This window comes from Moritella marina ATCC 15381 (assembly GCF_008931805.1).
Lineage (GTDB): Bacteria > Pseudomonadota > Gammaproteobacteria > Enterobacterales > Moritellaceae > Moritella > Moritella marina.
On sequence record NZ_CP044399.1, the window covers coordinates 379922 to 404743 of the forward strand.

General features: G+C 42.1%; 25 protein-coding genes. All 25 read left to right on the forward strand.

Translation table 11 applies throughout. The annotated features are described in order from the left end of the window. The 25 genes from secF (at position 1) to FR932_RS01985 (ending at position 24814) form a co-directional block, all read left to right on the forward strand. A complete protein-coding gene (gene secF, locus FR932_RS01865; RefSeq protein WP_019441887.1) occupies positions 1 to 930 on the forward strand; it encodes a protein translocase subunit SecF in 930 nt (309 codons plus the stop codon). Between the two features lie 295 nt (positions 931 to 1225). Next, positions 1226 to 2695: a sigma-54 dependent transcriptional regulator gene (locus tag FR932_RS01870; protein WP_019441888.1), complete on the forward strand. Its 1470-nt coding sequence runs from the start codon at positions 1226 to 1228 to the stop codon at positions 2693 to 2695. Between the two features lie 204 nt (positions 2696 to 2899). Continuing rightward, on the forward strand, positions 2900 to 3955 hold the full coding sequence (locus tag FR932_RS01875) for a sensor histidine kinase (protein WP_019441889.1): 1056 nt from the start codon (positions 2900 to 2902) through the stop codon (positions 3953 to 3955). Between the two features lie 3 nt (positions 3956 to 3958). Further along, on the forward strand, positions 3959 to 5374 hold the full coding sequence (locus FR932_RS01880; protein ID WP_019441890.1) for a sigma-54-dependent transcriptional regulator: 1416 nt from the start codon (positions 3959 to 3961) through the stop codon (positions 5372 to 5374). Positions 5375 to 5506: 132 nt separating this feature from the next. Beyond that, complete coding sequence (fliE, locus tag FR932_RS01885; RefSeq protein WP_019441891.1) at positions 5507 to 5836, forward strand: flagellar hook-basal body complex protein FliE; 330 nt, start codon at positions 5507 to 5509, stop codon at positions 5834 to 5836. A 22-nt stretch (positions 5837 to 5858) separates the two neighbouring features. Then, entirely contained in the window at positions 5859 to 7568 is a 1710-nt protein-coding gene (gene fliF / locus FR932_RS01890; RefSeq protein ID WP_019441892.1) for a flagellar basal-body MS-ring/collar protein FliF, read from the forward strand. After that, positions 7561 to 8604: a flagellar motor switch protein FliG gene (gene fliG, locus FR932_RS01895; RefSeq protein ID WP_019441893.1), complete on the forward strand. Its 1044-nt coding sequence runs from the start codon at positions 7561 to 7563 to the stop codon at positions 8602 to 8604. Before fliF ends, fliG begins: the two co-directional genes overlap by 8 nt. A gap of 27 nt (positions 8605 to 8631) precedes the next feature. Further along, positions 8632 to 9432, forward strand: a complete 801-nt coding sequence (gene fliH, locus FR932_RS01900; RefSeq protein ID WP_019441894.1) for a flagellar assembly protein FliH — start codon at positions 8632 to 8634, stop codon at positions 9430 to 9432. Next, positions 9432 to 10769, forward strand: a complete 1338-nt coding sequence (fliI, locus tag FR932_RS01905; RefSeq protein WP_019441895.1) for a flagellar protein export ATPase FliI — start codon at positions 9432 to 9434, stop codon at positions 10767 to 10769. The genes fliH and fliI overlap by 1 nt, the downstream gene beginning before the upstream one ends. A gap of 18 nt (positions 10770 to 10787) precedes the next feature. After that, complete coding sequence (gene fliJ / locus FR932_RS01910) at positions 10788 to 11234, forward strand: flagellar export protein FliJ (protein ID WP_019441896.1); 447 nt, start codon at positions 10788 to 10790, stop codon at positions 11232 to 11234. Positions 11235 to 11316: 82 nt separating this feature from the next. After that, on the forward strand, positions 11317 to 12813 hold the full coding sequence (locus tag FR932_RS01915; protein ID WP_019441897.1) for a flagellar hook-length control protein FliK: 1497 nt from the start codon (positions 11317 to 11319) through the stop codon (positions 12811 to 12813). Between the two features lie 66 nt (positions 12814 to 12879). Beyond that, positions 12880 to 13386 carry a flagellar basal body-associated protein FliL gene (fliL, locus tag FR932_RS01920; RefSeq protein ID WP_019441898.1) on the forward strand — a complete coding sequence of 169 codons (507 nt, stop codon included), beginning with the start codon at positions 12880 to 12882 and terminating at the stop codon, positions 13384 to 13386. Positions 13387 to 13393: 7 nt separating this feature from the next. Continuing rightward, positions 13394 to 14440: a flagellar motor switch protein FliM gene (fliM, locus tag FR932_RS01925; protein ID WP_019441899.1), complete on the forward strand. Its 1047-nt coding sequence runs from the start codon at positions 13394 to 13396 to the stop codon at positions 14438 to 14440. A gap of 9 nt (positions 14441 to 14449) precedes the next feature. Beyond that, a complete protein-coding gene (gene fliN / locus FR932_RS01930) occupies positions 14450 to 14833 on the forward strand; it encodes a flagellar motor switch protein FliN (RefSeq protein WP_019441900.1) in 384 nt (127 codons plus the stop codon). Position 14834: 1 nt separating this feature from the next. After that, positions 14835 to 15158 (forward strand): flagellar biosynthetic protein FliO, encoded by a 324-nt coding sequence (gene fliO / locus FR932_RS01935; RefSeq protein WP_019441901.1) that lies wholly within the window; start codon positions 14835 to 14837, stop codon positions 15156 to 15158. Then, positions 15148 to 15894, forward strand: a complete 747-nt coding sequence (fliP, locus tag FR932_RS01940; protein WP_019441902.1) for a flagellar type III secretion system pore protein FliP — start codon at positions 15148 to 15150, stop codon at positions 15892 to 15894. The genes fliO and fliP overlap by 11 nt, the downstream gene beginning before the upstream one ends. Before the next feature lie 114 nt (positions 15895 to 16008). Further along, positions 16009 to 16278, forward strand: a complete 270-nt coding sequence (fliQ, locus tag FR932_RS01945) for a flagellar biosynthesis protein FliQ (RefSeq protein ID WP_019441903.1) — start codon at positions 16009 to 16011, stop codon at positions 16276 to 16278. Positions 16279 to 16281: 3 nt separating this feature from the next. After that, positions 16282 to 17067 carry a flagellar biosynthetic protein FliR gene (fliR, locus tag FR932_RS01950; protein WP_019441904.1) on the forward strand — a complete coding sequence of 262 codons (786 nt, stop codon included), beginning with the start codon at positions 16282 to 16284 and terminating at the stop codon, positions 17065 to 17067. Positions 17068 to 17102: 35 nt separating this feature from the next. Further along, positions 17103 to 18233: a flagellar biosynthesis protein FlhB gene (gene flhB / locus FR932_RS01955; protein WP_019441905.1), complete on the forward strand. Its 1131-nt coding sequence runs from the start codon at positions 17103 to 17105 to the stop codon at positions 18231 to 18233. Positions 18234 to 18322: 89 nt separating this feature from the next. Next, complete coding sequence (gene flhA, locus FR932_RS01960; protein WP_019441906.1) at positions 18323 to 20422, forward strand: flagellar biosynthesis protein FlhA; 2100 nt, start codon at positions 18323 to 18325, stop codon at positions 20420 to 20422. Between the two features lie 44 nt (positions 20423 to 20466). Beyond that, positions 20467 to 21963 carry a flagellar biosynthesis GTPase FlhF gene (flhF, locus tag FR932_RS01965; protein WP_019441907.1) on the forward strand — a complete coding sequence of 499 codons (1497 nt, stop codon included), beginning with the start codon at positions 20467 to 20469 and terminating at the stop codon, positions 21961 to 21963. 2 nt (positions 21964 to 21965) lie between these two features. Continuing rightward, positions 21966 to 22841 carry a MinD/ParA family protein gene (locus FR932_RS01970; RefSeq protein WP_019441908.1) on the forward strand — a complete coding sequence of 292 codons (876 nt, stop codon included), beginning with the start codon at positions 21966 to 21968 and terminating at the stop codon, positions 22839 to 22841. Position 22842: 1 nt separating this feature from the next. Further along, complete coding sequence (locus tag FR932_RS01975) at positions 22843 to 23568, forward strand: RNA polymerase sigma factor FliA (protein WP_019441909.1); 726 nt, start codon at positions 22843 to 22845, stop codon at positions 23566 to 23568. Positions 23569 to 23668: 100 nt separating this feature from the next. Beyond that, a complete protein-coding gene (gene cheY / locus FR932_RS01980; RefSeq protein WP_019441910.1) occupies positions 23669 to 24052 on the forward strand; it encodes a chemotaxis response regulator CheY in 384 nt (127 codons plus the stop codon). A gap of 12 nt (positions 24053 to 24064) precedes the next feature. Then, positions 24065 to 24814, forward strand: coding sequence for a protein phosphatase CheZ (locus FR932_RS01985; protein ID WP_019441911.1), 750 nt, complete (start codon positions 24065 to 24067; stop codon positions 24812 to 24814). Positions 24815 to 24822 lie beyond the last annotated feature (8 nt).

The following is a 24822-nucleotide window of genomic DNA, read 5'->3' on the forward strand; positions in this document are numbered from 1 at the left end:
ATGATGAATATCAATATGAAAAAATTTAACAATAGCAATAAATACAGCGAGTTACGTTATGTAAGTAGTGCTATTTCCATTGTTTTCATGCTAGTTTCGATTGCCTTTATCAGTATTAATGGCTTGAATTGGGGGCTGGATTTTACTGGCGGTGTGATCACTGAAATACAACTTGATCCTAGTATCACTATGAGTGAAATATCACCGCTATTACAATCGGCATTAGATCAAAATGTTAGTGTGATAGAAGGTGGTGAAGTCGGTCGTTGGATCTTACGCTACGCAGAACCTGCTGTCGGTGTGAGCATTGCCGATATGAGTGATGTATTAGCGCCATTAGCTTCGAATATTGAGGTTTTAAATACCAGTATCGTGGGTTCTCAAGTGGGCGCTGAGTTAGCTGAGCAAGGTGGTTTAGCACTGTTAGTGTCGATGTTATGCATCATGGCGTATTTAAGCTATCGTTTTGAATGGCGTTTAGCATCTGGGGCATTGTTTGCCTTGGTGCATGATGTGCTGTTTGTGCTTGGTGTATTTGCGGCATTGCAACTTGAGTTTAACTTGACGGTGTTTGCGGCGATATTGGCGATCATCGGTTATTCACTCAATGATTCGATTATTATTGGTGATCGTATTCGTGAATTACTTATTTTAAAACCGACATTAGCGATAGCTGATGCGAATAACCAAGCTATTGCGGCAACGATATCACGTACAATGGTGACATCCGGAACGACACTCATGACGGTTTCAGCTTTATGGTTATTGGGAGGCGGTCCTTTAAATGGTTTCTCTACGGCAATGTTTATTGGTTTGATTGTCGGCACCTGGTCATCGATCGCGGTGGCGACGACATTACCTGAATTTTGGGGGCTTAATGGCAGCCACTACCAAGTGGTTGAGCTGAAAGAGGAGTTTGGCGAAGGCTAAATGTATGGTCAAGCACATGAGGGCGGTTAACCTTTATGTGCTTACTTATAATATCAGCTTATTATAACCTGTGGCTCAGTCTGTCGATATTGTGATATAGCACTGACTATTTTTATCCCAGCTTCTAATTAATTCTTGTGACTGTTTCATCTTGTTTTAGGAATGTGTACTATAGCGATGTCAATTAATTGGCGGATGTTGGTTTTTGACACACTTTGACGATGAGCGATTAGTTTGTGATAGTTAAAGTGATTAACTCTTTTAAGTTTAAGTAAGGTTTAGCACAGGCTGTAATATGGATACTACTAAGTCAGTTTTTGTAATTGATGAGAATATTGAACGCAGACAAAATTTAGAAACAATCTTGTCTTTTCTTGGCGAAGGCTGGCAGAGTTATGATTCTCATATCGACATTAGTGCGAAGATCGATCTTGCTGCAAACAGCGTTATTGTGTCTTCAGATTGTTACTCAGAAAAGGATTTATCTGCGTTACTTGATGCTAATCCAATGAACCCGTTTTTAACTTTTGGCACTGAAGGTAAATCATCAGAGCAAGGTAACTTAATCGGCCATATCGAATTGCCTTTATCTTATCAACAATTAACATTGCTACTTGGACGTTGCCAATCTTATCGTCAATGTGTATCGAGTAAGTTGGGTCAATCACCATCGACATCAAAAGCACTTATTAAACAATTAGTGGGTCGCGGGGAGGCAATTCAAAGTGTGCGTCACTTGATCACGCAAGTCGCGACTAAGGGCGCCAATGTATTAGTATTGGGTGAGTCGGGAACGGGTAAAGAAGTCATTGCACGTTCGATCCATGATGCGTCATCACGCAACGACGGTCCTTTTGTTCCTGTTAACTGTGGTGCTATTCCGGCTGAATTGTTAGAAAGTGAATTATTTGGCCACGAAAAAGGTGCATTTACTGGTGCATTTTCTGCACGTAAGGGCCGTTTTGAGCTAGCAAACGGTGGCACACTATTTCTTGATGAAATTGGTGATATGCCGCAACCAATGCAAGTAAAATTATTACGGGTATTACAAGAGCGGGTTTTTGAGCGAGTGGGCGGCAGTAAAGCCATTAAAGCTGATGTGCGCGTGATTGCAGCAACACACCGAAATTTAGAAAAAATGATCACCGACGGAGAGTTCCGTGAAGATCTATTTTATCGTTTGAATGTATTTCCAATTGAAAGTCCGGCACTGCGTGAGCGCCCTGATGATATCCCATTATTGATTCAAGAATTATTACGTCGTCACGAAGTAGAGCATGATGCCACTATCTTATTTACCCAGCGAGCGATGGAATCGTTAATGCAACATTCATGGCCTGGTAATGTACGTGAATTATCGAACCTGATTGAACGTTTACTTATCATGACATCGGGGAATATCGTTGATATCGCCGAGTTACCGGCCAAATACCGTTATAATGACAATGATGAAAGTCAGGGAGATAGCCCTGAGGTGCCAAGTGAATTGGCCGAACGTGATGCTATTTCTGCTATGTTCAGCGATGAGATTTTTGCTAATGTCGAAGAAGAGCCTCAAGAAGATGGCTTTTTCTCGATGCCGAGTAGTTTGCCTGAAGCGGGTGTTAATCTGAAAGAGATGTTAGCTGAATTTGAGATTGATATGATCAAGCAAGCACTCGATCAACAGGCGCATGTGGTGGCGCGAGCTGCAGATCAACTGGGTATGCGCCGTACCACGCTAGTTGAAAAAATGCGTAAGTATGGCTTGCAGAAAGAAACTTGATGTCATGACTGGTGATTTTAGCTGTCACTGCAATCGATAATAAAAGTTTAAATAAAAAATAAAAATAGAAAGCTCAACATTATGTTGGGCTTTTTTGTTTTTAATTAATTGTTAAGTTATTTTTTCAACGCGTTATGAAGTTTAATTTATTGGCACACTAAATGCATTGCTAGGTGTGAGTCAATTTTTTAGCGGAGTACGACCATGGTACAAGAATCTTATCCCGGCGAATTAGCAGCATTACGAGCACATAAAGATCGTAGTGAAAAGTTAGTAGAAGCATTACCGTCTGGGTTAGTTATTCTTGATGGCAACGGTATTGTCATTGAAGTCAATAAAGTTGCTGTGCAGTTACTGGGTGAGCCGCTAATGGGGTCGCGTTGGATGGATGTTATTCAACGTGCGTTTACCCCTAAAGAAGACGATGGTCATGAAGTATCATTGAAGAATGGCTGTAAAGTGCAGCTTTCTATTACGACGCTTGGCTCTCAGCCTGGGCAATTAATTATGCTGACTGACTTAACCTATACACGCCATTTACAGGACCGTGTGAGCCACATGAAGCAATTGTCGTCATTAGGTCGTATGGTTGCATCATTAGCACATCAAATTCGCACTCCGTTATCTGCGGCATTGCTATACGGTTCTAATCTAGCGAATCCTAACCTGCCACCGGCCTCAAGACAGCGCTTTCAAAGTAAACTGATTCAGCGCCTTAACGATCTGGAAAACCAGGTGAATGACATGTTGCTGTTTGCACGAACAGGTAAAGATTTAGTCGTTGAAGAGATTTCGCTACAAAATCTGTTAGTCCAAGTGCAAGCGGGGAGTGAAGCGATGATGTTGCAGACGAATAGTAAGATGCAAGTAACATTGCCAGAACCGGATCTCTTGATTTTAGCTAATCGCAATGCACTTTCTAGCGCGATTGGTAACTTAATACAAAATGCGCTACACGCTTGTGGCCAAGGCGCAAGTTTAGCGATATCTGCAGTCCGTTCTGGTGATGACGACGTGGCGATTATTGTGACTGACGATGGCCCTGGTATTGCTAAACATATGCAAGCACAAATTTTAGAACCTTTCTTTACGACTAAATCACAAGGTACAGGTCTTGGCCTTGCTGTCGTGCAAAGTGTCGTTAAAGCCCACCAAGGCAGTCTGAAGTTAGACTCAACTGAGGGTGAAGGCAGTAGTTTTAGTATAATCGTACCGCTACATCGCGTAGCAGAACCGCAACCAATGGTAATAGGTGGATAATATATGTCCCATTCTCAAATTCTTGTTGTTGAAGATGATTTAGGTCTTCGTGAAGCCTTGGTTGATACCTTATTAATGGCTGGTTACGAATGTGATGAAGTTGATAGTGGTGAAGGCGCCTTGATTGCATTAGGTAAAAAAACCTATGATATGGTCGTGAGTGATGTCCAAATGGGCGGTATGAGCGGATTAACATTACTACACAATATTAAACAAAAGCACCCTGATTTACCTGTGTTGTTGATGACGGCATATGCCAAAGTTGATGATGCTGTCACGGCAATGCGTAATGGCGCAGTGGATTACATCGGTAAGCCGTTTTCACCTGAAGTATTGATTAATCAGGTCGGTCGTTATGTACCGCCACAAAAAGAAGTGAAACGTACGCCTTGCTATGGCGATATAAAAACCGAGCAGTTGTTAAACTTGGCGCGTAAAGTGGCCAAGTCAGATGCCACTGTTATGGTGACAGGCCCAAGTGGTACAGGTAAGGAAGTCTTATCACGTTATATTCATGATAACTCGATGCGATTCGATGGTCCGTATGTAGCGATTAACTGTGCTGCGATCCCGGATAATATGCTGGAAGCAACCTTGTTTGGTTACGAGAAAGGCGCGTTTACAGGCGCTATTCAAGCATGTCCTGGTAAGTTTGAGCAAGCACAGAACGGCACCATTTTACTGGATGAAATATCAGAGATGAATTTAGCCTTGCAAGTTAAATTGTTAAGGGTATTGCAAGAGCGTGAAGTGGAACGGCTCGGTAGCCGTAAAACCATTAAATTAAATGTGCGTGTTATTGCGACCAGTAACCGTAATATGAAGCAAGCTGTGGCAAATGGTGAATTCAGAGAAGATTTATATTATCGTTTAAATGTATTCCCATTAGCTTGGTTACCATTGGCGGAGCGTAAAGGCGATATTCTCCCGATTGCCGAGCACTTATTAAAACTGCACTGTAAGCAAAATAATATGCCGACATTGGCATTACTTGAATGCGCAAAAACAAAATTACAGATCTACCACTGGCCGGGTAATGTCCGTGAATTAGACAATGTTATTCAACGTGCGATGATTTTAGCGGTTGATGGGCAGGTTAAAACAGAAGATCTGATTTTAGAAGATTTTTCTGCAGCTGATTTTACCCTATCAATGGGTGATGGCGTGGCGCCAGAACTACAGGTTAAGACTGATATACCGACAGCGGCGAAAACAACCGTAGTGAGAGCACCCGTGAATATGCCAACAGAACCGTTAGGTAATGAATTACGTCAGCAAGAATATCAAATTATTTTGGAAACCTTGATTGGTTGTCGTGGTGTGCGTAAGGATGTTTCAGAAAAACTGGGTATTAGCCCGCGTACCTTACGCTATAAATTAGCGAAAATGCGTGAACAAGGAATTGAAATTCCAGCTTAATTCATATTTACTTTATATTAAGGCCGCAATTCATTGAAATTGTGGCCTTTTTTGTTGGCATAACAATTGCTTTATTTGGTTAGTGACGAAATTAGTCGAGTCGGTCAAAAATATGACAACCAAGGATAATCCATGAATATCGCAGCCAACAATCTTTACTCTGAAATGCAAAGTATGTCGTTACAAGCGACGAAATTTGAAACAGATCCTAGCGCAGTAAAAGTACCGAGCACGACATCGGCTAATTTTGGTGATATGTTGCAGCAAGCAATGGATAATGTGAATGGATTACAGCAGAATACAGGTGATTTACGCACTCGATTCGATCAAGGAGATCGCAGTGTATCCCTAAGTGATGTTATGATAGCCTCGCAAAAATCTGGGGTGGCATTCGATGCTACGGTACAGGTTCGCAATAAACTGATCGAATCTTATAAAGAAATAATGAGCATGCCTGTTTAATCTCGGGTAAAGGAGTACTGCTGTGGCTGATACAGCTTCAAATACAGGTATCGCAAACAATAGCGATATGGGTAATGATTTAGCGCAATTGGATGAAAATGAACAAAAAAGCTCTGCATTTGGCTTTTTTTCTAATGCTGACGTCTTACGCCAAATTATTCTCATTTTAGCATTAGCTATCTCGCTAACTTTAGTGGTCTTTATTTTACTTTGGGGTAAAGAACCTGAAATGCGTCCGTTGGGCACGTATCAAACAGCTGAACTGATTGAAACCCTCGAATTTTTAGACCAACAGAAAATAGAATATAAAATTAATGGTGATACAGTGTCTGTGCCAGCAGAACAATATCAAGACATTAAGCTTAACTTACGCCGTTCTGGGCTCGCTACTGCAGAATTACAAGGTGACGATATCTTAATGAAGGATATGGGCTTTGGTGTCAGTCAACGCGTCGAACGTGAACGTTTAAAACTTGGCCGTGAACGTCAAATCTCCCGTGCGTTAGAAGAATTTAAGCACGTGTCTAAAGCACAAGTCTTACTTGCGATCCCGAAAGAAAATGTATTTGCTAAACGCGAAAAGAAACCCAGTGCAACGGTTGTCTTAACAGTACGTCATAGCAGTGCTATTTCTCAAGAAAATATTGATTCTATGGTGCAGTTAGTTGCTTCTGCGGTACAGGGGTTAGAGCCAACGCGTGTGACACTAACAGACCAAAATGGTCGCCTGCTCAATTCGGGTAGCCAAGATATGCTCGCTGCGAAAGGTCGCCGCGAATTTGAGATGGTCAAGAATCATGAACGTGAGTACCGTGAAAAAATTGACTCAATTCTGATCCCTATATTAGGGGTAAGTAACTATACCGCTGAAGTTGATGTATCGATGGACTTTAGTGTAACAGAACAAACTCAAAAACGGTTTAATCCTGATTTACCAGCAGTACGTAGTGAAATGTTACTTGAACGTCAATCGCTCGGTAATGGTAATCAAGGTATTCCTGGCGCATTAACCAATCAACCACCATTAGATGCTGATATCCCTGAAGAAGCTGGTGCAGGTAATGCGGCTGCTCGTCCTATCGGGCAATCACAAAAAGAATCGACCCGAAACTACGAACTCGATACCACGATCAGCCATACCAAATCACAAAGTGGTGTTATCCAACGCTTAAGCGTCTCGGTCGCGGTCGATTACATCAACAGTACTGGTGCTGACGGAACCTTAGTCAGAGAACCGCGCAGCCAAGCTGAAGTTGCTAATATTCGCCGCGTATTACAAGGTGGTGTAGGTTTCAATGTTAATCGTGGTGATAGTTTAGAAGTTGTTGCAATACCGTTTAATCGTCCTGAATTAGCGGCGATGGCTGATTTACCTATCTGGGAAGAAGAGTGGTTTTGGCGCGCCGTGCGTATCGCTGCAAGTTTGATTGTGATTGTGGTATTAATCATGGCGATTATTCGTCCTATGATTAAGCGTTTAATTAATAACGAGCCAGAAGAAAGCAAAGAAGATTTAGATTTAGGTATTAGCGCGATTGAAAATGATGAAGATATGCAGTTGCTTACCGCGGATACCGATGGTGATACTGATTTTGCGATGCGCAGTGGTCATTTACAATTACCGAACTTACATAAAGATGAAGATTTGCTAGAAGCCGTTCGCGCACTGGTTGCCAACGAGCCTGACTTAACTGCATTAGTGATAAAAGAATGGATGATAGAAGATGCCTAATTCGAATAAACAAGTAGCAACGGTCGAGAAGTTTGATGCGACCACCTTAACGGGCATTGAGCGTTCAGCGATCTTAATGTTGAGCTTGAATGAAGATGATGCGGCGACTATCTTTCGTCAGTTAGAGCCAAAACAAGTACAACGCTTGGGTATGGCGATGGCATCGATGAAAGATTTTTCTCAAATTAAAGTGGCGGGCGTACATCGTGCGTTCATTGATGATATCCAAAAATTCACCAATATTGGTGTGGGCAGCGAAGACTTTGTACGTAATGCCTTAACGGCTGCGTTAGGCGCTGATAAAGCGGGTAACTTGGTTGACCAAATCATCATGGGTAGTGGTGCGAAAGGGCTTGATTCATTGAAATGGATGGATGCACGTCAGGTTGCTAATATCATTCATAATGAACATCCACAGATCCAAACGATTGTATTGTCGTATTTAGAGCCTGAACAGTCAGCTGAGATCTTATCGCAGTTCCAAGACAAGGTGCGTATCGACTTAATGATGCGTATTGCTAACCTAGAAGAAGTACAACCAGCGGCATTGCATGAATTAAATGAGATCATGGAGAAACAGTTTGCTGGTCAATCTGGTGCGCAAGCCGCGAAAATGGGTGGCTTGAAAGCGGCTGCCAATATTATGAATTACCTTGATACTAATATTGAAGGTCAGTTGATGGATGCTATTCGTGAGTCAGACGAAGAGATCAGCCAGCAGATCCAAGACCTTATGTTTGTATTCGAAAACCTTATCGATGTTGATGACCGTGGTATTCAAGCCTTACTACGAGAAGTGTCACAAGAACAATTACAAAAAGCACTGAAAGGTGCAGATGATCAACTGAAAGATAAGATCTTCAAAAATATGTCGAAACGTCAAGTTGAAATACTTGAAGACGATCTTGAAGCGATGGGGCCTATCCGCGTCAGTGAAGTTGAATCGGCTCAGAAAGAGATCTTGTCTATTGCGCGTCGCTTAGCTGACAGTGGTGAAATAATGCTGGGTGGAGGCGGTGGTGATGACTTCTTGTAAGTACATGACCGTTGATGGAATAGACCAATGACTGAAAGCTTAAAACACAATATGCCCTCTTTTGATGGTACTGATGAACACCAAATCGAAGATTGGTATTTACCGGAATTTGGCAATACCCAAGCGGCAGCGCTTAATACCAATGCACTGGGCATGAAGCATGATTGGTATGAAGGTAAACAAAGCCACGCACCTGTAGAGGAAATTGAACCTCAACCGATGACAGCTGAGGAGCTTGATGAAATACGTCAAGCGGCTTACGAAGATGGTTTTGCGGAAGGGAAAGCACAAGGTTATCAAGATGGATTAGCGAGTGGGACAGCTGAAGGGCTTAGTCAAGGCGAAACAGCAGGGCTTGCACAAGGTTTGGCACAAGGATTGGCACAAGGTCAGCACCAAATAATAGAGAAAGCCGCAGCGTGGGAGCAACTACAAACGCAAATGCATACGCCTTTAGCTGCTGTTAATAACGAAGTTGAAAATGAACTAATCCGTGTGGCGACGGGGTTAGCCGAAGAGCTGATTAAGACCGAAGTGAGCTTTAATCATGATGTATTGTTACAAACATTAAAACTTGCATTGGCTGCGCTACCTGTACTTGAACAAAAAATTACTATCACATTACACCCAGATGATTTAGCCGTAATTAATGAATATTACGCCGCGGAAGAATGCGAAAAACGTGGCTGGGTATTAATCTCTGAACCGATGATGAAGCAGGGCGATTTGGTTATTAATAACGAAGTCTCGTCGGTAGAACTATTAATGGAACAGCGTATCAAGCAGATGATGCGTCAATTCCTTGTTGCCAATAAACCGGGCGTATAATGACCGAACTTCTTAGTCGATTACAACAATTAAAAACAAAGTCATTGGCGAACAAGCCCACTGTGGCAGGCAAGTTAACTCGTGTTGTTGGCTTAACGCTCGAAGCTGTTGGTTGCCGCGCTGCTATAGGTAGTTTGTGTTCAGTTGAAACAGATAATGGGTTGATGGATGCCGAGGTTGTTGGTTTTGATGGTGATAAGTTATTTCTAATGCCCAGCGAGCAAGTCACTGGTATTATTCCTGGTGCAAAAGTGACTCCCCTCAATGAAACTCAAGGTATTCCGGTCGGTATGGCATTACTTGGGCGAGTATTAGATGGTGTGGGTAAACCGATTGATGGTAAAGGCGAGATCATTACCGGAGAAAGCACCTCTTTTACTGCTAAACGTATTAATCCATTGGCACGTAAACAAATCTCGCAACCGCTTGATGTCGGTGTTAAAGCTATTAACGCTATGCTAACCGTTGGTCAAGGCCAACGTATGGGGCTTTTTGCGGGTTCAGGTGTCGGTAAAAGTGTACTGTTAGGTATGATGACACGCGGCTCTACCGCTGATGTGGTTGTGGTTGGGTTGATTGGTGAACGTGGCCGAGAAGTTAAAGAATTTATTGAAGAGATCTTGGGTGAAGAAGGGCGCGCGCGTTCAGTGGTTGTTGCAGCCCCTGCGGATGCCTCACCTTTAATGCGTCTAAAAGGCTGTGAAACGGCATTAGCTATTGCAGAATACTTCCGTGACCAAGGTTTAAATGTTTTATTGTTAATGGATTCGTTGACGCGTTTTGCTCAAGCGCAGCGTGAAATTGCTTTAGCCGTCGGCGAGCCACCGGCAACCAAAGGTTATCCGCCCTCGGTATTTGCAAAATTACCGCAGCTGGTGGAGCGTGCTGGTAACGGCAGTGATGAACAAGGTTCCATTACCGCTTTCTTTACCGTACTGACGGAAGGTGATGATTTACAAGATCCGATTGCTGATGCATCACGCGCCATTCTTGATGGCCATATCGTATTATCTCGAGACTTAACCGATGCGGGACATTACCCTGCCATTGATATTGAGAAATCGATTAGCCGTGTGATGCCGATGGTCACGACGGACTTCCACCAAGCTGCTGCACGTGGTTTTAAGCAGGCCTACTCGTTATATCAACAAAATAAAGATCTTGTGGCGATTGGCGCTTATAGCCAAGGGGCTGACGCTAAAATTGATCGTGCTATTCGTTTAAAACCAGCCATGGATCAATTCTTACAACAGGGCATGAAGGAAGTGATTCCATTTTCACAGTGTGAAGAAATGCTGACCGCAATCGCCCCACATTTAGGTGTGGCGCTACCATAATGAAACAGTGTCAATAATATGTCTAATACCGCATTAGAGCGTGTTTATCAGCAGCTTGAAGAACAAGAAAAGAATGCCTCAAGAGTCTATGCAATGATTAAGCAAGATGCTGTGCGTTACCAAACTCAAATGCAGCAGCTAAGTGATTATCGTAAACAATACCTGCAGAAGTTTACTGACAAAGGTGCCGAGGGTATTTCCGGCGATAGCTACGCGCATTATCATAACTTCATGAAAAAACTAGAACTCGCAGAGTTTGAGCAAAAGCAGGCATTGGATAATATTCAACAAACAGTCAATAACAAACATTGGGATTGGATGGAGATCCGTAAAAAACGTGATGCGCTTGGGTTATTATTGGATAAACGTAAAACCGCCGCGCAACTTGTCGAACATCGCCGTGAGCAAAAAGATCTGGATGAGTTTTCTAACTTCCAATATTTCAAACGTAAAAATAATCGTTAAAGGTCTGCAGGAGTATAATTTGGCGTGAATTTTGCAGTTATATTCGCTATAACTTCTTATTGATGACATTTAGGCTTCGACTATGACTTTCTCTCTACAAAAATCAGCGACGATAGACGGGCAGGCGGCGAATAACAAATCGTCTACGCTCAATGTCAAAGGCGATGCTGCTGCCGATATAGCGGGTGATACAGAGTCAAATACAGCTGAAAGTAGCTTTTCTAAATTATTCTCGCTGTTTAGCAGTGACAAGCAAAGTACTGTAGATAAAAGTACTGTAGATAAAAGTACTATTGATAACAGCGACCTTGCCCAGAATAGTCTTGATAGCAGTAAAAACCAGATATCCGAGATTGTTGCTCTAGGTTCAGTCGAGAGTACAGAGGAAGGCATGAGTGCTGGGTTAATGGTGGATGCTGGCTTGATAGCAGACGATGAACCAAGTGTCATGAATGCAACGGATAGTGCTTTAAAAAGTGAAAGTAATGATGACTTCCTCGCGCGTCTGGGTCAGTCATCTATGTTGTTGCAAGATAGTGCGGCCAGTTCTCCAGGGCAAGGAGTGAAGAACGGTAATGAATTGCCTGCAGCTGATAAGGGGGCGAATATTGCCTCCATCGAAACTAACATAGCTGGTTTATCTGTGCCTGATCTAGCTGAGCTAGAGATTGCGGAATTAGATAGTGCAGCGACTACGACTATCGCTACGACAGATCCTATGACGATGTTGACAGCCTCAACGTTAGCTGGCATGCCGACGGGGGCTAGCTTAACGAACAATAATGCTACCGCTTCAAAAGCTGATTCATTGGTGACAGACGACGGTTCGCCTAATGGTTTATTAGATAGTTCAGGCAAAGCTAGCCTTACTGCTGCGCAGGGCGAAGTTGGTGGCGCAAAGAATACGCCGTTTGGTCAGGCTAATGCGATGGCCGCTGGAATTAGCAGTGTCACCACAGAGAGCAGCAACGCCGCAACCCCCACACTAGAACAACAGAATACAGCAGCAACAGACGCTATTGAACAACTTGATTTTGCCCAAATTATGGAGTCAGCTCGTAAACCAGAGCCGTTAGAACAAGCCGCTAGAACCGCTGTAAAACACCCCGTATTGACAGATGCAGAGCAACAAGTACTCGACAAGCGCGTTCATCTAAATAACAACCTTGCGAGTTCTGAATTAAATGAAAAAATTGCCATCATGGCCGGTAAAGAATTGCAAACGGCGACAATTCGTTTAGACCCAGCTGAATTGGGGAGTATGAATATCAAATTGGTTGTGCAAAATGATCAGATAAATGTGACAATTCAAGCGCAGAATCATCAAAGTCGAGATCTACTTGAACAACAAATGCCGCGGTTAAGAGAAATGCTGCAACAACAAGGCATAACACTGGGTGATACACAGGTGCAACCCGACAGTGGCCAGCAGCAATCTGGTTTTCAGCAATCAAGACAAGAAAACGGACAAAAAAATAGCAATAACGAAACGAATTACGCGATAGAATCACAGAGTGAAGCCCCTGTGGCGACTCAGTATTGGCAAGACTCGGCGAAAGGCGTAGACTTTTACGCCTAAACTGTTAAATCAATAATAATATCAGCATTCATATAGCGTAATAGACTACTCGATTTAAGGACGACAATGGCCGACGATAAAGATTTGAAAATAGAAGATAGAGGTAAAGGTAATAAGAAAATTATTATTATCGCGGTTATTTTAGTGCTAGCGCTTGCGGGTGGTGCGGCTGCATTTTTCTTGTTAAGCGACGACAGCACTGTAGCTGATAGTGCGGAAGTGGTGACGAAAACAGTCGATAAATCAGCTAATCAGACAGCTTATTATGTAGCGATGCCGCGTCCTTTTGTATTTAATATTATTGGCTTGAAGCGTGAACGTTTGGTGCAAATAAAAGTACAGCTAATGGTACGAGGCTCTGATAACCAAGATCTAGCAAAAGCCAATATCCCTTTGGTTGAAAGTACATTGCTGCAAGTATTCAGTGCGACCACAGAGCAGCAATTAGCGACCTATGAAGGTAAAGAATTATTACGTACAGATTCGTTAACGAATGTGAATGAAATTTTGACAAAATATACCGGAGTTGCAGCGATTGAAAAAATCCTGTTTTCTGGTTTTGTAATGCAGTAGGTTAAGCGTGAGTGATTTATTAAGCCAAGACGAGATTGATGCGCTATTACATGGTGTCGATGATGTTGAAGAAGATGAGTTTGACACCGTCGAAGACAGTGGCAGTATTGTTGATTTTGATTTCTCATCGCAAGATCGCATTGTACGTGGTCGTATGCCAACGTTGGAGTTGGTTAATGAGCGTTTCGCTCGTCACATGCGGATCAGCCTCTTTAATATGATGCGTCGTACTGCGGAAGTCTCTATTAATGGTGTGCAAATGCTCAAGTTCGGCGAGTACGTACATACATTATTTGTACCGACAAGTTTGAACATGGTACGTTTTAGACCCTTAAAAGGCACGGCGTTAGTCACCATGGAAGCACGCTTAGTGTTTATTTTGGTTGAGAATTTCTTTGGTGGTGATGGTCGTTATCATGCCAAAATTGAAGGCCGAGAGTTTACTCCTACCGAACGCCGTATTATTCAGATGTTATTAAAAATAGTATTTGAAGATTATCACGAGGCATGGGCACCAGTCATGGATTCAGAATTTGAATACCTGGATTCGGAAGTAAACCCTGCGATGGCTAATATTGTGAGCCCAACTGAAGTGGTTGTGGTGAGTTCATTCCATATCGAGCTTGATGGTGGTGGTGGTGATTTTCATATTACGATGCCGTATTCGATGTTAGAGCCAATTCGTGAATTACTCGACGCGGGTGTACAAAGTGATAAAGAAGATACCGATGAACGTTGGAGTTCCGCACTGCAAGAAGAGATCTTAGATGTACCAGTAGGACTTAGCACGCGGTTACTTGAAACTGAGTTAACACTTGGGCAAATCATGGAACTAAAAGCAGGCGATATTATTCCTGTTGATATGCCTGAAGAACTCACTGTATTTATTGAAGACTTACCAAGTTATAAAGCCAAACTTGGTCGTAATAAAGATAATGTTGCGGTTAAAATAAGTAAAAAATTAAAAGTAAGCAACTTAGCGAAATCAGATATCGATCATGTGACATTACGTGGTGGATTATTAACCTTAGACGATGAAAATGACGATAAATAGGGTATTTAAATGAGTACAGACCAAGATCAAATGGCTAATGACTGGGCGGCTGCAATGGCAGAGCAAAGCCATGTTGAAGCGACTGAATTAGAAGATTTTAACAATGATGACAATGCATTTTCAGCTGAACATCAACAAAAACTAGATAGCATTCTTGATATTCCCGTTGTGATCTCGATGGAAGTTGGTCGTAGTAAAATTAGTATTCGTAATTTATTACAGCTAAACCAAGGCTCGGTTGTTGAGCTTGATCGTATTGCCGGTGAGCCGCTTGATGTGATGGTTAATGGTACGCTTATCGCTCACGGTGAAGTGGTTGTTGTTAATGATAAATTTGGTATTCGTTTAACTGACGTTATCAGCCAAACTGAACGCATTAAGAAACTTAAATAATATGAATGATCTGGATATGCTGCAATGGCTATTATCATTGCTGGTAGTTCTTGCGGTTATCTTGATGTTAGCTTGGATTGCCAAAAAATCGCGTGTCTTTGGGAGTAACCATCAACAATTACAAGTTGTTGCTACCTTACCTCTCGGGCCAAAAGAACGTATTATGGTGATAAAAGTAGGTGACGAACAGGTGCTTGTCGGCGTCACTGGACAGCAAATTAGTTTGCTTAAAGCATTACCGCAGCCGCTGGAAAATAATCAGCCAGAGCTCAACCCGTTTGCTACTAAATTAGCCCAAATGATGAAACAGCATAATGAAAAGTAAGTTTACGATCTTAGTCGCTTTACTATTGGTATTATTTACCTCGGCAGCCTGGGCTGATAATTCGGTGATGTCGGCGGTAAAACTGATTACCAACGATGATGGTTCGCAAGAATACTCGGTGTCATTGCAAATTTTAGCCATGATGACCGCGCTTAGTTTTATCCCCGCAGCATTGATTATGATGACCTCGTTTACCCGTATCATCATTGTACTGTCTATTTTACGTCAAGCGCTGGGTCTGCAACAAAGCCCGTCTAACCAAGTATTAGTGGGCATTACCTTATTCCTGTCTTTCTTCATCATGTCGCCAGTATTTGAACGTATTAATGATAATGCTGTGCAGCCTTATTTAAATGAAGAATTGACGTCGATGCAAGCTTTTGAGCAAGCAAAGCTGCCGATGCAACAATTTATGTTAGCGCAGACCCGAGTGACCGACATTGATACCTTTATGCGTATTGCCAAGGTTGAAGCTAATTCACCTGAAGAGGTACCTTTTAGGGTCTTAATCCCGGCCTTTGTAACCAGTGAGTTAAAAACGGCATTTCAAATTGGCTTTATGGTTTTTGTACCATTTTTGATTATTGATTTAGTTGTTGCCAGTATTTTAATGGCTATGGGTATGATGATGCTATCGCCTATGATTGTGTCTTTACCCTTTAAGTTGATGCTGTTTGTGCTTGTCGATGGTTGGAGCCTGATTATGGGCACACTTGCGGGTAGCTTTGGTTTATGACGATGCTCTACAGCTATTCATTTTTAAACCTAGGCTCAAACATATTCAGTACTCCGTTCATCAATACGCTGAGTAATTTACTCACCTGTGAGTTTATAAATAGTTGGGAACAACATGGCACCTGAAGTCTTTGTAGATATATTTAGACAAGCATTATGGACGGTATTACTGTTGGTATGTGCCGTTGTTGTACCTGGCCTATTGGTTGGTTTAGTTGTCTCTGTATTTCAGGCTGCAACATCGATTAATGAACAAACGCTGAGTTTCTTACCACGTTTAATTGCGACGTTATTAGCGCTTATTTATGGTGCGCATTGGGGTTTTGGCCGATTAATGGAATTTTTCACTAATATGATGCTACAAGTACCACAAGTTATAGGGTAACAAGTGGAAATTTTATCGGCTGACATTATGACATTCTTGGCCAGTTATATTTGGCCGTTTGCCCGACTCTCGGGCATGGTGATGGTGATGATCGTCAGTGGCGCTAAAACCACTCCGACTATGATCAGGTTGTTCTATTGCCTGGCACTCACCGCGATGGTTGCCCCTGTATTACCGCCGATGCCGAATGTGGATTTATTTTCTCTAAGCAGTTTTATGATTATCCTGCAGCAAAGTTTGATTGGTATCGCTGTTGGGTTTGTGACGGTGATGTTGATTCAAACCTTTGTTGTCGCTGGTCAAATCATTGCGATGCAAACCAGTTTAGGTTTTGCTTCTATGGCAGACCCCGCTTCGGGACAGACTTCCCCTGTAATTGGCCAGATTTATATTCTCTTAGGTACCTTAGTTTACTTATCGGTTAATGGTCATTTGTTTATGATTGAAACCGTGGTTAAATCGTTTGATACCCTCCCGGTTTCAGCATCTGGTTTAGTGGCAATACAATATTATGAAATCGCAGGTTGGATGTCAGTGATGATGGCAGCTGCGTTGAGTATGTCGTTATCGGCGGTTGTTGCGATGTTAGTGATTAACTTTTCATTTGGTGTGATGACCAAAGCGGCACCACAGCTAAACGTATTCAGTTTAGGTTTTGCGGTGGGGATGGTCGCGGGTTTATTCATTATTTATTTATCGTTAAAGAGTTTTATGTTTCATTTTGATGCGCAATGGCAAAGAGCCGCTGAATTGATTTGTTCATTGCTCAATAATGCGTGCGCGTATTAGCGTTACTTATCACCTCAGGATAAAGGTACTTCCTCATGGCTGAAAAAGACGGTCAAGAACAAACTGAAGACGCCACCGAGAAAAAGCTCACCCAAGCCAGAGAGAAAGGTCAGGTTGTTCGTTCGAAAGAACTCGCAACCACCTTAGTACTGACGGCGACAGGTGCTGCTTTTTTAGCTTTTGGCGATGCCTTAGCGCGTGCGCTTGTGACCAATATGACCAGTCTATTTCAACTTACCCGTGAAGAAGTGTTTAATCCGGAAGTATTGATTGAAATTGTACAAGTGAGTATGAAACCGTTATTTTGGCCTTTATTTGGCATTATGGTTATCGGTTTCTTTGCCGGTATTATCGGTAATATCATGATGGGGGGAATGGTATTTAGTGGAGAGTCGATTCGCCCTAAAGCCTCTAAAATGTCGCCGAAAGCGGGTCTTAAGCGAATGATGGGGCCGCAGGCCATGGTTGAATTGATTAAATCAATTGCCAAGGTTGCGGTCGTGGTCACCATTGCCTTGATGGTGTTAAAAAATGAATTCTTACAGATCATGGAGTTTAGCCTTCAGCCATTACATATCTCAATTATTGAATCATTAAGTTTCTTAACGGATGTTTTCATTTGGCTGTGTGCCTCTTTAATTGTCATTGTTGCGATCGACGTACCATATCAATATTGGAAACATGCCAAAGAACTGCGGATGACCAAGCAAGAAGTCAAAGATGAAATGAAAGATGTGAATGGTAATCCACAGTTAAAAGGCAAGATAAGACAAATGCAGATGGAGGTATCACAGCGTCGTATGATGGGGAATGTCCCCGATGCCGATGTGATCATCACCAACCCGACCCATTATTCTGTGGCATTAAAATATGAAAAATCAGGGAGTTCTGCGCCGAAAGTTATCGCTAAAGGTGTTGATCACACGGCATTCCGTATTCGAGAAATGGCTAAAGCGCATGAAGTGCCTATTTTAGAATCGGCGGCGTTAACGCGTGCCATTTATCATACGACTGAGATTGATGACCCCATCCCTGAAGGCTTGTTTATTGCCGTAGCTCAGATCCTGGCTTATGTTTACCAACTTGAACAATTTAAGCAGCGCAAAGGTAATCGACCAAAACCCTTGCCGAAATCGATGGATATTCCTGATGATTTGAAATATTAAGGCCATTTGTGTACTAAGACTGTTAATGCTTTTGCCTTAGGTATGATTATTGCTTTATACTAGCCAGCATAAATTTTAGAGGTCTAGTAATGCAAGTAGTAAATAATCTATCCAAAGTCTGGGGTAAAAGAGCGGCCGCGCTAGAAAATATTGGTACCCCGATAGTTGTATTAGCTACATTGGGCATGGTTGTATTACCTATGCCTGCATTTCTGCTAGATGTCTTCTTTTCTTTTAATATTGCCTTGTCGTTATTAGTTTTACTTGTTTCTATATACGTCAATAAACCCCTTGAATTTGCAGCCTTTCCGACCGTATTGTTAATCGCGACGCTATTACGTTTAGCCCTGAATGTCGCTTCAACTCGAGTGGTCTTGTTAGAAGGCCATAATGGTGGTGATGCCGCTGGTAAGGTCATCGACGCTTTTGGCTCTGTGGTGATCGGCGGAAATTTGGCGGTCGGTTTGATCGTGTTTATGATCTTGATGATTATTAACTTTGCGGTTGTGACCAAAGGTGCCGGTCGTATTTCGGAAGTGAGTGCGCGTTTTACCTTGGATGCGATGCCGGGTAAACAGATGGCGATTGATGCGGATTTAAATGCGGGCATCATTGACCAAGAACAAGCAAAGCAACGTCGTGAAGAAGTTACCCAAGAAGCTGATTTCTACGGTTCAATGGATGGTGCCAGTAAATTTGTAAAAGGTGATGCGGTTGCTGGTTTATTGATTCTATTTATCAATATTATCGGCGGTTTAATCATAGGTATTATGCAACATGAACTCAGTTTCTCTGAAGCCAGCCGAATTTATACCTTGCTGACTATTGGTGATGGCTTGGTTGCACAGATCCCCTCATTATTACTGTCTATTGCTGCTGCGATTATTGTTACTCGTCAGAATAAAGATGAAAAACTCGGTACACAAGTCAGTAGTCAAATGATTGCGAACCCGAAAGCATTAGCGGTTGTGGGTGTGATTATGACTGTGATGGGGATCGTTCCGGGTATGCCACATTTGGCGTTTATTAGCTTTGGTTTAATCACAGGAGGTTGGGCTTGGTGGTTAATGAAAAAACAAGCTGAACGTGAAGCAAATCCAGAGATTGTTCCAGATGACGCAGATGTCCAAGCGAATTTAAATGATCAGAAAGACCTTGATTGGGATGATGTGAAGCCAGTTGATACTATTGGTTTAGAAGTTGGCTACCGTCTTATCCCTATGGTTGATAAGAGCCAAGGTGGTGAATTATTAAATCGTATTAAGGGCGTGCGTAAAAAGCTATCGCAAGAATTAGGCTTTTTGGTACCCGCTGTGCATATTAGAGACAATCTAGATTTACCTCCAAATTGTTATAGCATTAACATCATGGGGGTATCAAATGGCGAAATTGAAATCTTTCACGACAAAGAGCTCGCGATTAACCCTGGTCAGGTTTACGGCAAGATAGATGGTATTTCAACCATAGATCCGGCTTTTGGTTTACCTGCACTCTGGATCAACCCTCAACAGCGTGATCAAGCGCAAACCTTGGGTTATACAGCGGTTGACTCGGCTACGGTTGTTGCGACACACTTGAGTCAATTATTATTAAATAATGCGGCGCAATTACTTGGCTATGAAGAAGTACAAAATTTATTGGATGTGTTAGCTAAAACGCATCCGAAGTTGGTCGAAAGTTTAGTACCTGAGATTTTACCCCTTGGTGTCGTTGTAAAAGTACTGCAAGGGTTATTGAATGATAATGTACCTATTCGAGATATACGTACCATTGTTGAAACAATGGCTGAATATGGCACTAAAACCCAAGATCCAGAAGTTTTAATTTCTGCTTGTCGTGTCAGTTTACGCCGAATGATTGTTCAAGACATTAATGGTATCGATAGTGAATTACCCGTGGTGACATTAGCGCCGGAATTAGAGCAGATATTACATCAATCTTTACAAGCAGCTGGCAGCGAAGGTGCAGGTATCGAACCTGGGTTAGCTGAACGGATGCAAACATCGCTAGCAGAAGTTGCACAGAATCAAGAATTGGCAGGGCAACCTGCGATCTTATTAACGTCTGGGGTATTAAGATCTACATTAGCTAAGTTTGTGAAACATTCAATACCATCATTACGAGTATTGTCTTACCAAGAAGTTCCCGATGATAAACAAATCAGAATTGTCAGTGTTGTCGGTCAATAATGCGTTAATCAATTAAAGTAGCGAGCAGTACTAAGGATGATAAGTTGAAAATAAAGCGCTTTTTTGCCAAAGATATGCGAGCGGCATTGGCTGAAGTCAAAGAGGTTCTTGGCCCTGACGCTGTCATTATGTCTAACAAAAAGGTCACTGGTGGCATCGAGATTGTTGCTGCTGTGGATTTCTCTGAAAGTAAGCCCGCGGCTCCGGAACCTGCTGTGGAAAATACACCTGCAAAAAATAAGACTAATCGTCAACTTTCTGAGGACTCCGTCAATTTATCGGCATCTAAATTTAGTTTCAAAAAATTAATGACGAGTGAGATATCACAACAAGCGGAGCCCGAGAAAGTGGCTGAACCTACGGACTCATTAGCGAGCTTATTGGCACGCCAGCAAGAACATAAACAGCAGATGTCTCAAGCCATTGGTAATGAAGAGAGCGGCAGTGAAGAAAGCAATTGGGATACCAGCTTTTTAAAGAAGCCGGTAGCTCGACGTTTCGCTGAACCGCCTAAATCGGCACCAGCGACACTCGCAGAGCAAAATGAAATGCGTGATGGTATGGTGAAGAAACCACTGCAAAATGGTTATAAGCCGTTTGAGTCAAGTTCGCCGAAAATTGATAACCAGCAAGACATTAGCGCAATGAAAGCAGAGTTAGCTTCAATTCGCCAATTGCTTGAACACCAAGTGTCAGGCTTGCAGTGGCAGGAAGTTGAACGTAACGAACCTATTCGTGCTATGTTGATCAAGCATTTAGTTAAAATTGGTTTTACAGAAGAAATTGCAGATCAATTGGTAAATTGTGTCGCTGAAAACTGTTCAATCGAGTCAGCGTGGGATCAAATACAAGCGCTATTGATAGATAATGTCCTGATTGCACAAGATGATATTTTAAGCAAAGGTGGGGCTGTTGCTTTAGTTGGCCCTACCGGTGTCGGTAAAACGACAACTATCGCCAAATTGGCGGCAAAATTTGCCATGTTGCACGGTTCAGATAATGTAGCACTGATCACAACTGATACATATCGTATTGGGGCTCACGAACAATTAGCGACTTATGGCCGTATAATGGGCTGTACCGTTAAGGTTGCACGTGATGATGCGGAATTGGCACAATACTTGTATCAATTACGTAGTAAGCGGTTAGTTTTGATTGACACTGCTGGTATGGGTCAGCGTGATACACGTTTATCTGAACAGTTAAAGACATTAGTTAATAATGAAAAAGTCGTGATTCGTAACTATTTAGTTGTTCCTGCAACCGCACAGCGTAGGGTAGTACAAGAAACACTAGAGCATTTTCACCATATTCCGTTATCGGGTTGTATTCTAAGTAAAGTGGATGAAAGTTTAAGCCTAGGTGAAATTTTAAGTGTGTTGATACAACACCAACTACCGATTGCCTATATTACTAATGGGCAAAGAGTACCTGAAGATATAGATTCAGCGAATGCTCAGCAATTAGTTCGTACTGTACTCGATAGGGATACACTCGAAGAGCAAAACGATACGCATTTTTGGTTAGGCGATGATAAATAGTAATGAATAAAAATATTTTTTTCGATCAAGTAAGTGGTCTAAGACAAATGAGTAATAACAAAAAAGTTAAAGTTATTGCCGTTTCAGGTGGTAAAGGTGGCGTAGGTAAAACTAACGTAACACTGAACATGGCAGTCGCACTCGCAGCCCAAGGCAAGCGAGTAATGGTTTTAGATGCCGATCTTGGATTGGCAAATGTCGATGTTTTACTCGGCTTACGCGTACATAAAAATATCTCTCATGTGATATCGGGAGAATGTACATTAGATGATATTTTGATTGAAGGGCCAAATGGTATTTTGATCGCACCTGCGACATCTGGTACACGGTCGATGGTTGAGCTATCGATGCAAGAGCATGCTGGTTTAATCCGTGCTTTTGGCGAGCTCAAGACACCGATTGATGTGTTATTAGTCGATACAGCTGCGGGTATCTCGGACATGGTATTAAGTTTTTGCCGTGCTTCACAAGATATCTTAATGGTGGTGTGTGATGAACCTACATCGATTACGGATGCGTACGCGCTCATTAAATTGTTATCTAAAGAACACGGTGTTCATCGTTTTAAAATTGTCGCCAATATGGTGCGCAGTTTACGTGAAGGCCAAGAATTATTTACTAAGTTGACACGTGTTACCGACCGATTTTTAGACGCAACATTAGAACTTGTTGCTTGTATTCCGTTTGATAACAGTGTTCGTCAAGCTGTGCGTAAACAAAAAGTGGTTGTTGAGGCGTTTCCAAAAGCACCCGCAGCACTTGCGTTTAGAGCATTGGCAAGTAAAGCTGCTACGTGGCCAGTTCCGAATAAAGTCGGTGGTCATTTAGAGTTTTTCATTGAGAACCTGTTTGAAAACAAAGCCAGGGTAGAAGATTGAAGTGAATAAGGCATCCCCTTACACTAGCATCCAGTCGCAACAGAATCAGGCGGTTGAGCAATTCGCTTTCTTAGTAAAACGGATTGCCCATCACTTGTTACTTCGTTTGCCGCCGAGTGTTCAGTTAGATGATTTAATCCAGTCAGGAATGATTGGATTACTGGATGCTGCGCGCAACTTTGATGGCTCTAAAGGTGCTAGTTTTGAAACGTACGCGGGTATCCGTATTCGTGGCTCAATGATAGATGAAATGAGACGTGGAGATTGGGTACCTCGATCTGTGCATAAAAATGGTCGTGATATTGCGTCGGCTATTGACCGGATTGAGAAGCAAACGGGAACGGATGCGAAAGATACCGATGTTGCTGTAGAATTAGGCATTAGCCTGACTGACTATCATAGTATGTTGATGGATGTTAACAGTGGGCATATATTGGCGGTCGAGGACCTGACTGCAAATAATGAAGACGCTTATTCGGCTTATGAAGGTAAATCAAGTAGCCCTTGTTCTGACTTTTCTGACCAGCGTTTTCAACAAGCACTAGCGAATTGCATTAAAACATTACCAGAAAGAGAAAGCTTAGTTTTATCGCTTTATTACGATGAAGAGTTAAACCTAAGAGAGATCGGGGAAGTGCTTAGTGTCAGTGAATCTAGAGTGAGTCAAATTCACAGTCAAGCAATGCATCGTGTAAAAGCGCGGATGCACGCTTGGTTGGATGATTAAGTTTAATTGGTACTGTTTATTTAGTATCTAAGTATTGAAGTAAGATATTTATGGGAGTCAGGGCCTGTATATATTGTAATTACTTATTTTGGAGAGCAACTTGAAAAAGCAAATTAAAATTCTTATTGTCGACGATTTTTCTACGATGAGACGTATCATTAAGAACTTATTACGTGATCTTGGTTTTAATAATACCTATGAAGCTGATGATGGTAATACAGCCTTACCTATGCTGAAAAATGGCGATTATGACTTTGTTGTTACCGACTGGAATATGCCAGGTATGCAAGGTATTGATCTACTTAAAGAGATCCGTAAAGATCAAGCGCTTTGCCATATCCCAGTGTTAATGGTTACAGCAGAAGCGAAACGTGAGCAGATTATCGAAGCTGCACAGTCAGGTGTGAACGGTTACATTATTAAACCATTTACAGCAGCGACGTTAAAAGAAAAACTAGAGAAGATTTTCGAACGAATTCAATAAGCAAGGATGCGCATGACTGAACCACAAAAATCATTGATTTCATTAGAAAAGGCTAAAGAACTGGTTGCACTGTTAGAGTGTGACCAAATAGAAAAGGCCAATGACATCATTATTGAAATTCAAAATGAAAGTTCAGATGCACTATTTGAAAAAGTAGGTGTATTAACTCGCCAATTGCACGATTCATTAGAAGACTTCCAATTAGATACACGTATTGAAAGTTTAGCTAATGATGAATTCCCGGATGCGAGAGAGCGTTTAAATTACGTTATCGAGATGACGGATAAAGCAGCAAACCGCACGATGGATGCAGTAGAAGCATGCTTACCGATTGCGGATAGTTTCAATGACCGTATCCAACAAGTGATGCCAAATTGGAAGAGCTTGATGAGTCGTGATTTGCAACTTGGTCAATTTAAAGAACTTTGTAAATTATTAGATGATTTCCTTCAAGTTTCAGTCTCTGATGCCGATAGTTTAAGACAGTACTTAACTGAAATTCTAATGGCACAAGATTTCCAAGACTTAACCGGTCAAATGATCCGTCGTGTGATTAACCTAGTGCAAGAAGTTGAAGTTAAATTAGTTGAAATGTTGACGATGTTTGGTGAAGCTGCAAAACCGCTAAACAAATCAGTAGAACAATCTAAAGAAGTAAGTGGCATTGAGGCCGAAGGACCTATCATGAACGCGAGTGAACGTGTTGATGTGGTAGACGGCCAAAATGATGTTGATGATTTATTGTCAAGTTTAGGATTTTAAGGGAGATA